Source organism: Moraxella porci DSM 25326 (assembly GCF_002014855.1).
Classification (GTDB): Bacteria; Pseudomonadota; Gammaproteobacteria; order Pseudomonadales; family Moraxellaceae; genus Moraxella; species Moraxella porci.
The window spans coordinates 524,332-540,057 of sequence record NZ_MUYV01000001.1; the positions used below are offsets into that span (position 1 = coordinate 524,332).

Annotated in this window: 11 protein-coding genes; 5 read left to right on the forward strand and 6 right to left on the reverse strand. The window is 47.2% G+C overall.

Annotation, left to right across the window (positions count from 1 at the left end):
• Positions 1–7: 7 nt before the first annotated feature.
• The 5 genes from B0681_RS02440 to B0681_RS02460 all read left to right on the forward strand — a co-directional run bounded on the left by B0681_RS02440 (position 8) and on the right by B0681_RS02460 (position 5,253).
• Complete coding sequence (locus B0681_RS02440; RefSeq protein ID WP_078317136.1) at positions 8–715, forward strand: ABC transporter ATP-binding protein; 708 nt, start codon at positions 8–10, stop codon at positions 713–715.
• Positions 706–1,476 carry an ABC transporter permease gene (locus B0681_RS02445; protein ID WP_114144931.1) on the forward strand — a complete coding sequence of 257 codons (771 nt, stop codon included), beginning with the start codon at positions 706–708 and terminating at the stop codon, positions 1,474–1,476. The genes B0681_RS02440 and B0681_RS02445 overlap by 10 nt, the downstream gene beginning before the upstream one ends.
• Before the next feature lie 190 nt (positions 1,477–1,666).
• Entirely contained in the window at positions 1,667–2,833 is a 1,167-nt protein-coding gene (gene ppk2 / locus B0681_RS02450; protein WP_078317138.1) for a polyphosphate kinase 2, read from the forward strand.
• 186 nt (positions 2,834–3,019) lie between these two features.
• Positions 3,020–4,609, forward strand: a complete 1,590-nt coding sequence (gene xseA, locus B0681_RS02455) for an exodeoxyribonuclease VII large subunit (protein WP_078317139.1) — start codon at positions 3,020–3,022, stop codon at positions 4,607–4,609.
• On the forward strand, positions 4,606–5,253 hold the full coding sequence (locus B0681_RS02460; RefSeq protein ID WP_078317140.1) for a nitroreductase family protein: 648 nt from the start codon (positions 4,606–4,608) through the stop codon (positions 5,251–5,253). Before xseA ends, B0681_RS02460 begins: the two co-directional genes overlap by 4 nt.
• 50 nt (positions 5,254–5,303) lie before the next feature.
• Here the strand turns inward: B0681_RS02460 and dusB are convergent, their stop codons facing one another.
• From dusB to uvrB, 6 genes are all read right to left on the reverse strand, one after another.
• Positions 5,304–6,320: a tRNA dihydrouridine synthase DusB gene (gene dusB, locus B0681_RS02465; RefSeq protein ID WP_078317141.1), complete on the reverse strand. Its 1,017-nt coding sequence runs from the start codon at positions 6,318–6,320 to the stop codon at positions 5,304–5,306.
• A 113-nt stretch (positions 6,321–6,433) separates the two neighbouring features.
• Positions 6,434–8,497 carry an exodeoxyribonuclease V subunit alpha gene (recD, locus tag B0681_RS02470; RefSeq protein ID WP_078317142.1) on the reverse strand — a complete coding sequence of 688 codons (2,064 nt, stop codon included), beginning with the start codon at positions 8,495–8,497 and terminating at the stop codon, positions 6,434–6,436.
• Between the two features lie 15 nt (positions 8,498–8,512).
• Positions 8,513–12,487: a UvrD-helicase domain-containing protein gene (locus B0681_RS02475; RefSeq protein WP_078317143.1), complete on the reverse strand. Its 3,975-nt coding sequence runs from the start codon at positions 12,485–12,487 to the stop codon at positions 8,513–8,515.
• 49 nt (positions 12,488–12,536) lie between these two features.
• Positions 12,537–13,133: a uracil-DNA glycosylase family protein gene (locus B0681_RS02480; protein WP_078317144.1), complete on the reverse strand. Its 597-nt coding sequence runs from the start codon at positions 13,131–13,133 to the stop codon at positions 12,537–12,539.
• Positions 13,134–13,135: 2 nt separating this feature from the next.
• Positions 13,136–13,576 carry a hypothetical protein gene (locus B0681_RS02485; protein ID WP_078317145.1) on the reverse strand — a complete coding sequence of 147 codons (441 nt, stop codon included), beginning with the start codon at positions 13,574–13,576 and terminating at the stop codon, positions 13,136–13,138.
• A 3-nt stretch (positions 13,577–13,579) separates the two neighbouring features.
• Entirely contained in the window at positions 13,580–15,691 is a 2,112-nt protein-coding gene (uvrB, locus tag B0681_RS02490) for an excinuclease ABC subunit UvrB (RefSeq protein ID WP_078317146.1), read from the reverse strand.
• Between the last annotated feature and the right edge of the window lie 35 nt (positions 15,692–15,726).

Sequence of the window (15,726 nt, forward strand, 5' to 3'; positions counted from 1 at the left end):
CACTGATATGTCAACTCACCAATTATTAAATTTTAATAACATATCCATCATCGATGAAGCTGATCGCACGCTACTGGATGATGTCTCAGGCAGTATCTATGGTGGTGATCGCATCGTTTTGATGGGTGCATCAGGCTCGGGCAAATCACTACTATTATCCGCTTTGGCATCGCAGATACCACTGACACAAGGGCAGATTTGCCTAGCTTATGCCAATCAAATGACGGATATCACAAGCATACCGCCACCGCACTTGCGACAGCAAATCGCCCTACTGATGCAGACACCTGTGATGGTCGATGGCACGGTACGGGATAATCTGATGCTACCGTTTGGCTTTGGGCATCATAAAGCGAAGCAGTTTGATGAACGGCGGCACATTGCATGGCTTGCTCGGTTTGGCAAATCGGCGGATTTTATTCATCAGGACATCACCAAGCTATCGGGTGGCGAACGCCAAATCGTGCATTTTTTGCGTACGCTACAGCTTGAGCCGACACTGCTACTTCTCGATGAGCCGACAGCGGCACTTGATACAGTGAGTGCAGGCGTGTTGATGTCGCTTGTGCATGAGTGGCTTGATGAGCATCGTGCTTATATTTGGATCAGTCATCGCACAGATGAAGTGGTAACATTGGGCAATCACCGCTGGCAGATGATGGCAGGACGGCTTGAATGCGTGCCGTCTGTGAGCTTGGAGCGTGTATGGCGCTAGATTTGATCGATGTGTTCATCGCATCGCTACTGGTGCTGATAGCGATTGGCATATCAGTTTATCTTAAGCTTGGACTTGCCAAAACCTTGGTCATTGCCAGTATCCGCACAATCGCACAGCTCAGCTTAATTGGGCTAATCCTAGCGTGGGTATTTGCCCGTGAAGCCTGGTATGAAGTCTTGACGATATTTTCCATCATGACGCTCATCGCCGCCATCTCAGCCAAGAACCGTATCAAACGCCCCTACCGTGGATTATTGACAGACACTCTGCTCTCCTTGGGCGTGGCGACTGGCGTGGTGACGCTCGTGGCGATGGTGCTGATACTACAGGTGTCGCCATGGTATGCACCGCAGTATATCATTCCGATTTTGGGCTTGATATTGGGTAATTCACTCACCGCCATCTCGCTGACTACAGGACGACTGATCGATCATCTGCATAGTGAGCAGGCACACATACGCACCCTGCTATCACTATCAGCCACGCCTTTTGAAGCGTGCCACAGTGCCATCGCCACAGCCATCAGTAGCGGTATGATGCCGACGATTAATTCGATGATGGTGGTGGGTGTGGTGAGCTTACCAGGGATGATGACAGGTCAAATTCTAGCTGGCGCTGATCCAACTCAGGCAGTGCGATATCAGATTATTACCATGTTCTTTATCTGTGCTGGCAGTGCATTATCTTGTACGCTGTCGGCATTGTTTGTGGTTCGGCGGTTTTTTAATTATAGAATGCAGCTTGTGATACCAAAATAAGCGATCGTTCATAATCTTAAGCCATAAGCCATAAGCCAGACCTATCATTAATCACTAAAATTAAACCGTAAAAGAGATCGGCACGCATCGGTCACTTTTTCCATCACCTTAACAGTTGATTACAAAGCATTAACATGATACCATACAGACAGTAAGGTTTTTGTTGTTTTACATTGATTAAGGAGTTTTTATGACCACCACCCCGAAAACCAAAACCACTGCCAGCAGCACAACGACTGCCGCAGCCAAAAAAACAACAGCACCAGCCAAAAAAACCACTGCTTCAACAAGAACACGCGCCACACGCACCCCTAAAACCAAAGTGATGGCCGAGACCGTCAGCCAGTTAGAAGACCTACTGGTACATGCCTCGCCAGAAGAGTTGGCAGAATTTGGTCAAGCGCTGCAAGAATATCTGCCTGCCGCCCAAATCGCCAGCCAAGTGCGCACCGACAAATCAAAAGACACGCAGCTGTCAGAAAATTGGCGCGAAGGCGGTTATCCTTATAAATACCGCTTGAGCCGCAAAAATTATGAAGCCCAAAAATACAAATTACAAATCGAACTACTAAAACTTCAACACCACATCAAAGCCACTGGCCAAAAGCTTGTGATCATCTTTGAAGGTCGTGATGCTGCAGGTAAAGGCGGCACCATCAAGCGCTTTATGGAGCATCTTAATCCGCGTGGCGCACGCGTCGTTGCACTTGAAAAACCAACCGATCAAGAACGCGGTCAGTGGTATTTTCAGCGTTATGTGCAGCACCTGCCAACCGCTGGCGAGATCGTGCTGTTTGACCGCTCATGGTACAACCGCGCAGTGGTTGAGCGCGTGATGGGCTTTTGTACTGATGAAGAATACCGCATCTTCATGCGCCAAGTGCCTGAATTTGAAAAGCATTTGGTTGAATCAGGCATTCATTTGGTGAAATTCTGGTTCTCGGTAAGTCGTGAAGAGCAGCGTGCGCGTTTTGCCAGCCGTGAAAATGACCCATTGAAACAGTGGAAATTGTCACCAGTTGATAAAGCTTCACTGAACAAGTGGGATGACTACACCCTTGCCAAAGAAGCGATGTTCTTTAATACTGACACCGCTGAAGCGCCTTGGATCGTCATCAAGTCAGACTGCAAAAAACGCGCTCGTTTAAATGCGATGCGCTATGTGCTAAATAAACTGGCGTACGAAAACAAAGACTCAGGCCAGATCGGTAACATTGATCCATTGATCGTCGGCCGCGCTGGTGCATTATACGAGATGGACGAGCGCACAGATTTGGCGGTCTCTTCTGCCAAAGTACTGCGCGAAGTACAAAAATCTGCCAAAGCCGCAGCAAAAAACACCAAATCCGACAGCTGATATGCTAAAGTCAATCAAATCGCTCAAGGTTTCTTGGGCGATTTTTTTATAAGTGAGATAGATAGGCAGCCATGAGTAATTAATGATTTGTGTAACCCTTAATAAATTGCCAACCAAAACCAGCTTTGTTACAATAGCTTGGCTATCATTACAATCGAATTTTAATCCGCATCAAAAGATATTGTCATGCCAAAAAACGCCCTGTCAAAACACATTGCCGATCGCGCCCTTACTGCTGCCCAAAATAGTCTAAGTGATGAAGATATTCTAAAAAAACATCAAGCAATCATTGATGAGATCGAACAGGCAGATCAATCCGCCTATGAGTTATCGAGCGCCTCGTTGGCTGGCACGCATCTGTCGCTGTCAGACTATCTTGCCGCAGTCAAGCTTGTGATTGATGAGACTTTTGATCATGAAGTATGGGTACGCGCCGAGATTCGTGCGATGAACACCAAAGGCGGTCATTATTACTTTGAACTGGCAGAAATGGATGATGAGGAACAAATTTCCGCCAGCTGTCGTGCGACACTGTGGCGGTTTCGTGCCAAGTCTGTGCTTGCCAAATTCACCGCCACCACAGGCCAGAGTTTAAGCGCTGGCGCCAGTGTCTTGGTCAAATGCTCTGCCAGTTTTCATGCGCAGTATGGCTTTAGTTTAAATATCAGTGACATCGATCCCAACTACACATTAGGCGAGCTGGCAGCAGCCTATCATGCGATGAAAAAACGCCTGAGTGACGAAGGATTATTAAATATAAATAAAAAAATACCGATGCCATTTGATATTCGTGAGGTCATTGTCATCGCCCCAGAAAAAGCCGCTGGACTCGGCGATTTTCGTGCTGAGGCTGATCGCTTGGCAGCCTCAGGCGCCTGTCATTTTCATTATCATCATGCCACTTTTCAAGGCAATCATGCGCCTGATGAGATACGCCGCGCATTGACTTTGGCGATGGAGAGTTTTATAGGCGCGCATGGGGGTTTGCCTGATCTGGTGGTGATCATCCGTGGTGGTGGTGCCGTTGGCGATTTGGCCTATTTAAATAATTATGAGCTGGCTGCTTTGGTCGCTGAATGTCCTGTGCCCGTATGGGTCGGTGTTGGCCATGAAAAAGACTCAGTGATCCTCGATGAGGTTGCTCATACCAGTTTTGATACGCCCTCAAAAGTCATCCTCGGCATCGAATCACACTTAACGAACATCACGCATCAAGCCAAAGATCTGATGGCAAAGCTGATCAAAAATGCCAGCTCTCGCCTGTCTGCCGCCAGCCAAAATAAACAGCGGCAGCTCGAGCGCATCCAACGCAGCAGCACGCATGCCATCGTTTTGGCCAAAAAAGACACTTTATACCAAATCAAACATCTTAAAAGTAGCAGCAAATATCAAAGACAACACCTTAACCAGCAGCTGAGTACTTTGATCAATCGCATCAAGCGAAGCAGTCTGACGGCCGTGAGTGAGGCCAAAAAAGACAGCCGCCAGCACTTTGAGCGCCATCAGTCTGTTTTTCAGCACACCCAAAAGCTCAGACAAGACTGCCGTAATCTACAAAGTCTGATCTTGGTGCAGCATCCCAGACGCACGCTGGAAAAAGGCTTTGCCATCATTCACGACACAGGTCATCAAGCCAAGGTCATCGATCGCGCCCGACAGCTTGGCGTTGGCCAACGGGTAAAAATCAGCTTTCAAGATGGTCATGCCATCGCAGTGATTGACAAAATCACGCCCACCGCCAATACATCCAAAACTACCACCGAGGAAACCCTATGACATCTTCGACCAATAGCGCACTGACAGCAGCACAAGCGCGCCGCACCTGTAAGGCCTATGATGCCACGCGTAAGATTGACGAATCTACGCTACAGGCGCTGCTTGATACGCTGCGTTTGGCACCCTCATCGATCAATATTCAACCTTGGAAATTTTTGGTTACCGATCAGATGAGTACCAAAAATCTCATCACTAAATCGATGATTGATGGCGATGCGCATAATGTACCAAAAGTTAACAATACCTCTCACATACTGATCTTATGTACGCGTACAGATCTGGATGATGCGCATTTATCAAAAGTGCTACAGGCTGAAAAAGATGCAGGCCGTTTTGGCAGTGATGCGATCATGCAGGCGCGCTTTGATTTGTGTCAATATTACATCTCACAAATGCAAACCAGTCCTGAAAAGCTCTTGGCTTGGTCAGAAAATCAGACCTTTATCGCCTTGGGTCATCTGCTGATGGCGTGTGCGATGATGGGGATCGATGCCACTCCGATCGGCGGCTATGATCAGGCGCTACTTGATGCCAAGCTGGGTTTGGCGGATCAAGGGCTAATAAAGCTCTGTGCTGGTAGCCATCGGATATGCCAGCCACACCGATGCCAATCAGCAGCTGCCAAAGGCGCGCTTGGCATTTGATGAGGTCGTAGGCTTTATTTGATGGCTATAAACAGCTATTGCAATGATGATCAAGCGGTTGATTTTAAGAATAAATCGACCGCTTTGAACTGCTCGGCGGTGGTCTCACAAGCATACATTGCCTCACGAAAGGCATTGGAATTGGCCAGTCCACCCGTGTACCAAGCGATGTGCTTACGGGCAATACGGCAGCCTGAATATTCACCATAAAATCGGTATAGCTCTTCAAGATGACTAAGCACAATCTGACGCAGTTGTTCAACACTTGGCGGTGCTGGCATCTCGCCTGTATTGGCAAAATGCGCAATATCACGAAACAGCCAAGGTCGCCCTTGTGCTGCTCGTCCGATCATCACCGCATCAGCGCCCGTTTGACGCCAGACATCCAATGCCTTTTTTGGGCTGTCGATATCGCCATTGACGATAACGGGTATTTTTAAGTTATTTTTAACTTCTTTGATCAGCTCATAGCGTGCCTGACCAGTATAAAAATCTTCTCTGGTGCGCCCATGAATGGCAATGGCGGCAACACCAGCCTCTTCAGCGATTTTGGCGATTTGTAGGATATTTTCTTGGCCATTGGCAAAGCCGAGCCGAGTTTTGAGCGTCACTGGCACATCGACGGCATCGACGGCGGTTTCAAGCAGGCGCTTGACCAGATCAGCATCTTGCAGTAAAGCAGATCCTGCCAGTTTTTTGCAGACTTTCTTGGCAGGACAGCCCATGTTGATATCGACAATCTGAGCGCCATTGGCTACTTGAAATCTGGCGGCCTCGGCAAGCTTATCTGGTTCAGCCCCTGCGATTTGCGCTGAGATGGGTGCAATCTCCCCGTCAAAATTGGCACGATACAGCGACTTTTTTCGTGCATACAGCGCCGTATCAGCAATAATCATCTCGCTGACAGCATGACCTGCACCAAAGGACTTGCATAGTCTTCTAAAGGGATTATCGGTAACCCCTGCCATCGGTGCCACGAACAATCGGTTCTTGATCTCTAAGCCTCTGATATATAAGGGATGTAGCAAAGGATGTTGATTTTCAATGGGTTTTTGTGTGATCATCATTATTTATAGACTTATAATAAAATTATAAAATTGCAAATTTAGCCGTCGATCTGGTATCAAGTTGGCGCTGATTTGATGGCTTTTATGGTTGATAAAGGCGTGCTATTTTGACATCATTTGGGGGCATCTTGCAAGCTTGCAATCAGCGCAAGCCCTGTTTGTCGCATCGTTGGCGTGTTGATGGCTTGCATCAGTGCCGTTTGGCTGCCATAAAGTCGCACTTGCGATTTGGCGCGCGTCACGGCTGTATAAATGAGTTCTTTTGACAATAAGCGCGCGTGATGATCGTCAAACACCATCGCCACCGCCTGCCATTCTGAACCTTGAGATTTATGCACTGTGATGGCATACGCTGTGCTGACCACCATGTCGCTCAACATATCCACCGCGATCGCCTGCTGCTTACCCTCAAAATACACCACCAAGCCCGACGCCGCCCACAAACAGATGCCGACATCCCCATTAAACAAACCAAGTTCATACAAATTTTTGGTGATCATCACCACACGACCATGATACCATGGCGATCTGCTGGGTGGGATTTTTTGAAACCTTTGATGCGCTTGGGTCAGATACGCATTGATCGCCTCATCGCCCAACGCTCCCAAATGTGAGGGGCACAAGATACGATACCGATTAAGTATGCCAAATAAGTCTTGCACTGCTTGGTTGGCACGCTTTTCATCATACTTTTCAAAGCCAAAACGCAGGGTCTGTGTGGCATTAAAATAAGCTTGATAACTGGCTGCCAAGTCTTCATACAGATCACTGATCTGCTGATCGTCGGTGTTGATAAATTCCAATGCCAAATCGGTGTCAATCATTGTTTTGACTTGTGAAAAATCAATTTTGGCATCATTGGTATTAATGAGCTTCGCCAATCGCCCGACGCCAGAGTGATCAGAGAATCTGCGCGATTCAGTCAAATGCACTCGAAGCGACTGCATCTTGGGGATATGGCACAAGTCCGCCAACACCGCCCCAGCATCCACCGCGGCCAACTGATGCGCATCACCCAATAAAATCACTCGACAACCACTGGCCACCGCAGCAAATAATTGACTGGCAAGCTCTGTTCCTAGCATGGACGCTTCGTCGATGATCAGCACATCAAACGCCAGAGGATTTTGTGCGTGATGTCTTGGCATGCCGCTGCTACCGATGCCAAGCAGACGATGGATGGTCTTGGGCTCGGGCATCTGGATGTTTAGGTCTTTTGGCAGAGCTGCTAACAGCGACTCGCTCATACGCTGAGCTGCTTTGCCCGTCGGCGCTGCCAGCCCCAAGCGTACACTGCCTGCATTATCAAGCTGGCTTAGGGCGATGACAATCTGCGCGACGGTATAGGTTTTGCCAGTGCCTGGGCCACCTGTGATCAGTGCAAAGGCTTGATTTGATATCAGATCAATGGCAGCCACCTGCTTGGGGTTTAGCCCATCAGGTAAAGCACGGATCCCAAGTTTTGCAACCTTAGTCTGACTGATGCGCCTGATGTGTGCCAACAGATTTGCCTCAGCATGATAGGCGCGATTCGTCCACAGATGCAGCGCGCCGCCTTGATTGACATAACAAATCGGTGCTTGGTGATGGCTTGGGTGTGCAGCATTAAGCGGCAATACATTGGCAAAAAACGCACTGCTTTGCAACAAATCGATGAACGCATCCAAACTGTCGATTTTGGTAAAAAACAAATGACACATGCGCAGTAAAGTCATGAGCAGTTCAGTGAACATCTCAATCTGCCGAGCTGATATGCCGTGATCGATCCATTGTTTGCGATGCAGCATCAAGCGCTCATCGACCAAGCGTTTGAGCGATGCTGGATCATTGATCTTGGATAATTCATGAAGCTGCATGATGCTTTGGGTGAGTGCTGTGATGCCATCGGTCTGATCAAACAAGGACAGCGTATCAATCGCTGCGCGAACACAGCACTGCTGCCATGCAGACAGCACCGACTCTGCAAAAAGTGCATCAAAAGCTGCGCGATCATCGATAACTAGGACAGTATGGCCGCTTTCAAGCTCAGATAAAAGCGCGGACTGCAGCAGATGATAGCACTCAGCCTCAGCCACAGCCAAAGAAAAATCTGCCGCCAACACCGCTTTATTGGCATACCATTTGGCATTGTCATTGATGCGATGTGTCACATAACGGGCAATGATGTCTGATGTCATGATATATTACCTAAACTATAAAATCGCATCCAAAGCCAAAATCAGCTCCAAAGACGGCTGCCAAAACAAATGCCCAGTGGTCAGATCATCCGCCTGTAATCCGCGCAAAAACACATATTCCACACCGCCTAAGTACTGCATCTCATTTCCCTGATAGTCATTTAAGCGAATCTTGAGCAGACGATGCAGCGCCACTTGATATAAAGCCGCCTGTAGCCAATACCCAGCCTTATCCATCGCCGCACTCATCGCTTGCTGGTGATAGTCATCGGGCTTATCGCCAAGATAGTTGGATTTATAATCCACCACAAAAAACTTACCATCAGCCTCATAGACCAAGTCGATCTCACCGCGCAGATAGCGATAGCTGACTTGTTGATAATCATCGAGCAGCACCAAACTTTTATCACTGTGTGCGACAAATGCAGCATTGATCTGATCAATACCAAAATCTACCCCCAAACCCAAGGTAAAACCCAATTCACGAACTTGGGCATCGAAGGCAAGCGTCATCAAGCTTTTATTTGAACCTGCAAATTCAGTGCTAATGATCTGATAAACCCAGTCCACCAAGGCTAAATGCTCATTTTCTGGCGCTCTCTGGCGACTCATGGTTGCCGAGTATGGGTTGGGCGGTAGATACTTTTCAGGGATGCCAAGTCTTCTGCCTTGGTCGAAGATCACCGCGCTGATCATCGCATCGATCTGTGCTTTTGGCGCGCCCTGCATCTTATCAGTCGGCACAAATTGCAAAACTTTATGCAAAAATTCACCAGCACTGCTGCCTTTGATGAAGCTTGCTGCGATATTTGGCGTGCTGATATGTTGATCGATCTGCTGCGTGCTGTCATCGCTACTCTTGGCATCGGTAAGTATCGCCAACTGATCGACATCAGCCTCATCCACCGAGGCGATGGCGGTCTTATCCAGCCGCGTGATCATCGCGGTAAAGCTGGTTTTGTATTCACCGACAAAGCGAGTCTTAGGTATCAGATCCTCCCAATCGGCATAACTGATGGGAACAGATTCAGTGGTTTGTTTTTTATAAGTTTTATTTAATAACTTGGCATCTGTCATCTCCACCCAACTGACATAATCAACCAAACGATTGGGCAGACTGATCTCAGCTGCATCCGTGGATTCAAACCACTGATAAATGGGCAGCTCTTTGCCAACGCGCCTGTCCAAATCACGAGCCACGACATACAGCCGTTCAGAGGCTCTGGTGAGTGCTACATAGCCCAAGCGGCGACTTTCATCGATGATCTCACGGCGATTGAGCGTCAAAAAATGCCCATCGCCCGGCTGCAAATCCGCGCTTAAGCTAAGTCTGCGCTCAAAGTTGTGATCACTGTAGGGCAATATCAACAATCCAGAGTCATAAATTGGCGCATCATCAAGCCCCAATACATAGACGATCGCAAATTCCAATCCTTTGGATTTGTGGATGGTTAATAAATTAATACCGATATCATCAGCCAGCTGCGGCCGCTTATTATATTCATCAGCAGAGCTTTGCGACTGCTGATAAAACCACTCAATCAGCCTCAACTCATGCAAATCCGACTGCTCGCTCACCAGTTCAATCAGCCGTTCCAGATCAGCCAAATATCGCTCACCTTGGCGGGCAGCCATCAGCCAGAGTGATTGCTGATTGTGATTAATGGCATGATTCATCGCCCAAGCCAATGCAGAGGACAGACCTTGTTTTTGCCATTTATCATATATTTTCTTTAGATAAGTTAAAATATCAGTCTTATAATTTTGATAAATTTCGGCAGAATCGCTGTTGACTTGGCTTGTGTCATCTTCCATACCCAAAGCGATGATTGCCTCATCCAAAGTCAATCCCACCAAGCCCGATACCAATAATCGGCCCAGATGCTCGCTGTGATTTGGATGTACCACCGCGGTGATCAGCGCCAACAGATCAGCGGCGGCATCGGTACTAAAGACATTGGTCTGTCGAGGGTTGATGGAGGGAATGCCAAGGTCGGTCAAAGATTGCTGCACCAAAGTGAGCATCTGTGAGTTTCTGGCCAATACTGCGATATCACTGGGCATGATCTTGCGGCCATTGATCTGATGATCGCCTTGCAAAATGGCATTGATATGCCCTGCTAGCTGCTTCGCTTGCAGCACTTTTAGCTGATCTTTTGGGAGGTAGTTAAAATGCAGCAGCGTCAGTGCCGTATCACCATAATACTGCGCATAGTCATCCTGCGCCCAAACGATGGCGCCATCGCCCTTGACCGCCTCGATGTGCTGATAAAAGATGTCATCGCCCAGATCAGCGTGGCACAAGCCTTGCTCATCCTTAGATGAAAACCAGTCATTGAGCGCATCGATCAAAGCTGCAGACGAACGCCGATTGGTGGTCAGTGATAAAGATTTTTCAATCAATGAGCCATCAATGTTCGCATCTTGGCCATAATTTTTGATGTAATTATAATTCGAAACATCGCCACCACGGAAGCGATAAATGGCCTGCTTAGGGTCTCCCACGAGCAATAAGAACATTTTTTTGGCTTTTGGCTTATCGCCGCCAATTTGCTCAAAGCGCTTTAGCTGCTGGCGATGATCCAGCAGATCATCCAAATACACCAAGCGAATCAATTGTGCTTGTAGGCCGTTGACATCTTGGGATTCATCGATCAGCGCCACAGGATAATGATGCAAGATGTGCTTGGCCAATGCAGGCTGTTGGCAGAGCGCCTGATTTAATCGCACCATTTGTAGCACAAAAGTAGTCGTACCTTGGCTCTCTAAGCGCTCTGCAATGTCAGATTTGATGCTACTGATCAGCGCTTGACAAACCCAAGCTTGATAATCAACCATCGCCTGATTGATGGCATCAATCAAATCAGCCAACTCAACCAGCGCATCCAATGGCAAACTGTTAAAATGATCTACATGATCTTGCTGTGGATTTTTATTAAAAATCTGCCAATCATTATCGGCGGTTTTTTGAATGTCTTTGATGAACTTACTCTGCGATGGAGACAAATGCATCACAAAAGACAGCCCATGTTGCGCCATCAATGCCATAATCTCTGGCAAATCTGATAGTTGTTTGGCGAAAGCATTTCTGCCGTTAATTTTAATATCAGCACGGTAGTTGGCATCAAAATACGGCTCAAAGCCCGTAAAATCTACCAAAAGCAGCTGACCAATGCGCCCATGGATCGCACTTATCGCATCAAGCCCTACATCCTGAGGCAAAGGGTCAATCGGCGCGGTAAAAAAGTTGATCGCTGTATTAACGACCTTGGTCATCTCATCGACATTACTAAAAAAATTGGGATGAGAATGTTTAAATATCTGATAAAATTCAGGGTGTTGATTTTTTAGGGAAACTTCTTGTGATCTTAGTCCATCATGTACCAATGCACGAATGGTGTCAGTGGCATCGTTGCGTATCTGCATGCCAGTTTGATGGCCAATTTGGGCAGCAAATTCTTTGAGCCATTTTTGAGCCAAGCTATCGAGCGTGCCGACGAATAGCTTATCCAGTGAAGTCAAAAGCACGCCCGTTCGATAGACCGTTTCGTTCAAAAACACCACGCCTTGATCCAGTACAAATTTTAACAGATGTACATTGATGGGATCGTCCGCATCTTGGCCAGCCGCTTTGGCCTCACGCAAGATGTCATCGATGGGCGCATCGGCATCAAACCATGTTGGTCGTGATGACAGCATCGCCTGCAGCCAGCGCATCAATCCATAAAAACTGTGCAGCCGCTGACTGATGCGCTCTTGCATTTCTGCTGCCGCCGCACGCGTAAAGGTGGTGGCGATGATACGCTCAGGCGGGTATCTTTTTTCGATCAACAGTCGCAAAATGATGCCTGTAAGCGTCCAAGTCTTGCCCGTGCCTGCCGATGCCTCAATGAGATAAGCGCCTTCAAGCTTGCATTCTAAGGCGGCGATTTGGGAATTATCTTGGCTTTTGATTTGGGTGTCGATATCGTGATTGGCTAAAACTGTCATCAGGTTGCGCTCTAAAATTCTGCTTTATTTTAGCAAAATCCACAACAAATTACCGAAAAATTTCATCAATTGGGCGCAGATTTAAGCATTCAAAAACCAACCGATACGCCGCCGCCTTTTTATCCAAACTTAACGGATAAGCCCGTGATGATGACGGTAAGCGATATAAGGTGATGGCTTTGTTATCAATAATTAATTCCACCGACTGCCCGACTTTTGGTGCTGTAGCAGCATAAGTGTCGCACAAAATTTGCGTGGCTTTTGCGCCTGTGGTGATGATGCTGGTACAATTTGGCAATTTAGCCAAAATCCGCTCAATATCCATCGGCGTGATGACTTCTAGAAATTTATCCGAGGCGTTGTTTTGTAGGCGTTTGATTTGATACGCAGTATCACTGATGGCAATGCCTGTATCGGCGAGAAACTGCTCAATCTTGTCTTGATAAAAGCTTTTGTCCGCGGTATTGATAAAGTGATCTTTATCATCAAAAAACACCAAGCCCATAATCCGCCAAAAATCATTATTAAAATTGGGGTAATAAAATGGCATTTTCCAACGCATTTGCGGTGGTGGAAAACTCCCCAAAATCAGCACTTGGCTATTTGGCGGAGTAAATGGGGCAAGTGGGTGGGTTTCGATGGGCATATTTATAAAATTAGTGGCAAGTTAAATAATGTTTTAAAGTCTATCTCATTGTCAAGACATTGATCATGCAGCCTACCCTCTGTCGCTCTTTTGACAAAAGTGACATTCTGCAATGTTTTGGTTTGTGAATATGGTAATTGATCTGAATAAAGCACAATCTTACCATCAACCAATTTTTTATTTATACAAAACTCCCCATCCTCTAAAATATGAAGGGCGTACGCTCTTTTGTTAAGCAAAAGTCGGCTAAAAATAATTCCGTCATAAATCCGCACCCAATTACCACCACCTTGATAATAATCCACCAAAGTTATACACCGACCATCATTACATTCATAATAAGTAGGTCTACTAGTAATCAGCAAAACCAAAATACCAATTAGCAGTATGGCTGATATTATAAAGATCACTACAGCTTTTAGTGTAAAATTTAAAAACCACATCTGCTATTTAACCATCAATTCCTTAAGCGCAAGCATCGTATCACGCACTTTCATTGCCTCTTCAAATTTGAGCTCACGAGATAGTGCTTGCATTTGTTTTTCTAGGCGTGCGATTTCTTTGGCGAGTAGCTTGGGCGAATGTAAAATACTCTCATCCACACCTTGCAGGGCTTCGGACAACACAATGCGTACCACTTCGGTATTTTCATCTTCACCAGTATCAATCTTATCGGTGATTTGACGCGTGGCGGATTTTGGGGTGATGCCATGCTCGGTGTTATAGGCGATTTGCTTGGCGCGGCGGCGTTCGGTCTCTTCCATCGCACGGTGCATACTTGGGGTGATACTGTCAGCATATAGAATGGCTTTACCATTGACATGACGAGCGGCACGCCCGATGGTCTGAATAAGCGAACGCTCCGAACGCAAAAAACCTTCCTTATCAGCATCAAATATCGCCACCAGACTCACCTCAGGCATATCCAAGCCCTCACGCAAAAGGTTAATCCCCACCAGTACATCATGCACACCTGTGCGTAGCTCATGGATGATTTTCATCCGCTCGACGGTGTCAATGTCTGAATGCAGATAAGCGACCTTGATGCCGTATTCTTTTAGGTAGCTGGTCAAATCCTCTGCCATGCGTTTGGTCAGTACGGTAATCAATACTCGTTCGTCCACTGCCTTACGCAGGTTAATCTCGCCAAGCACATCATCCACCTGTGTCAGTACAGGTCGTATCTCCAGCACAGGGTCCACAAGCCCTGTCGGACGCACCACCTGCTCGACGATTTGTTCGGATTTTTCACGCTCATATTGGGCAGGCGTAGCAGACACATAGATGGTGGATGGAATGATCCGCTCCCACTCTTCAAACTTCATCGGACGGTTATCCATCGCACTGGGCAGACGAAACCCATATTGCACAAGCGTCTCTTTACGACTTCTATCGCCCTTGTACATCGCCCCAATCTGCGGTACAGTCACATGGCTTTCGTCAATAAACAGCAGTGCATCTGGCGGAATATAGTCAAATAAAGTCGGCGGTGCCTCGCCTGCTGGTCGGCCTGACAGATGGCGAGAATAGTTCTCAATGCCGTTACAATAGCCCAGCTGCTGAATCATCTCAAGGTCATACTGTGTACGCTCTTTGATACGCTGTGCTTCTATCAGCTTGTCATTGGCACGAAAATAGTCCAATCGCTCGGCAAGCTCAGCTTTGATGGTCTCAGATGCTTCCATCAATTTATCCTTGGGCGTGACATAATGCGATTTTGGATAAATGGTAATGCGTGGCACAGACTTGATATTTTTTCCTGTTAATGGATCAAACCAAGTGATTTTTTCCACTTCATCATCAAACATGGCGATACGCACCGCCAAAGATTCACTTTCGGCAGGATAAATGTCCAAAGTTTCGCCACGGATGCGATAAGTGCCTCGTCCAAAGTCTAGCTCATTGCGTTCGTATTGTAGCTCAACAAGTCGCTTGATGATGGCATTACGATCCACGCGATCACCCACGACGATGTGCAGTAGCATTTTTAGGTAGCTTTCAGGATCGCCCAGACCATAAATGGCAGACACCGATGCAATGATAATCGCATCACGCCGCTCAAGCAGTGCTCGTGTGGCGGACAGTCGCATCTGATCAATATGATCATTGATGGCACTGTCTTTTTCGATAAAGGTGTCAGAAGCTGGCACATAGGCTTCAGGCTGATAATAGTCATAATAACTGACAAAATACTCCACAGCATTGTGCGGAAAAAACGCCTTAAACTCGCCATACAGCTGCGCTGCCAAAGTCTTATTATGCGCCATAATAATCGCAGGTCGCCCACACTCGGCGATGACCTTTGCCATCGTGTAGGTCTTGCCAGAGCCTGTCACCCCAAGTAGCAGCTGCCCTGTCATGCCAGAGTTTACGCCCTTGACAAGGCTTGCAATGGCGGTCGGTTGATCGCCTGATGGCTCAAATTCTGTCACCATATCAAAGGCACGGCTGCTAATTTGTGTGCCTGACGCATTAACGCCTGTTAATTGGGCTTCGTCTTGGAGCTGTTTGGCAAGCTGATTGGTCTGAATGTCGGCTCGGGTGATTGGTTGTCGCATGGTATGATCTAGAGATTCGCTATAAATATTGGTTT

Excerpts from the sequence above, each read along its gene's own strand:
- B0681_RS02440 (WP_078317136.1), top strand. The coding sequence starts at position 8 with ATGTCAACTCACCAATTATTAAATTTTAATAACATATCCATCATCGAT.
- B0681_RS02445 (WP_114144931.1), top strand. The coding sequence starts at position 706 with ATGGCGCTAGATTTGATCGATGTGTTCATCGCATCGCTACTGGTGCTG.
- ppk2 (WP_078317138.1), top strand. The coding sequence starts at position 1,667 with ATGACCACCACCCCGAAAACCAAAACCACTGCCAGCAGCACAACGACT.
- xseA (WP_078317139.1), top strand. The coding sequence starts at position 3,020 with ATGCCAAAAAACGCCCTGTCAAAACACATTGCCGATCGCGCCCTTACT.
- B0681_RS02460 (WP_078317140.1), top strand. The coding sequence starts at position 4,606 with ATGACATCTTCGACCAATAGCGCACTGACAGCAGCACAAGCGCGCCGC.
- dusB (WP_078317141.1), bottom strand. The coding sequence starts at position 6,320 with ATGATGATCACACAAAAACCCATTGAAAATCAACATCCTTTGCTACAT.
- recD (WP_078317142.1), bottom strand. The coding sequence starts at position 8,497 with ATGACATCAGACATCATTGCCCGTTATGTGACACATCGCATCAATGAC.
- B0681_RS02475 (WP_078317143.1), bottom strand. The coding sequence starts at position 12,487 with ATGACAGTTTTAGCCAATCACGATATCGACACCCAAATCAAAAGCCAA.
- B0681_RS02480 (WP_078317144.1), bottom strand. The coding sequence starts at position 13,133 with ATGCCCATCGAAACCCACCCACTTGCCCCATTTACTCCGCCAAATAGC.
- B0681_RS02485 (WP_078317145.1), bottom strand. The coding sequence starts at position 13,576 with ATGTGGTTTTTAAATTTTACACTAAAAGCTGTAGTGATCTTTATAATA.
- uvrB (WP_078317146.1), bottom strand. The coding sequence starts at position 15,691 with ATGCGACAACCAATCACCCGAGCCGACATTCAGACCAATCAGCTTGCC.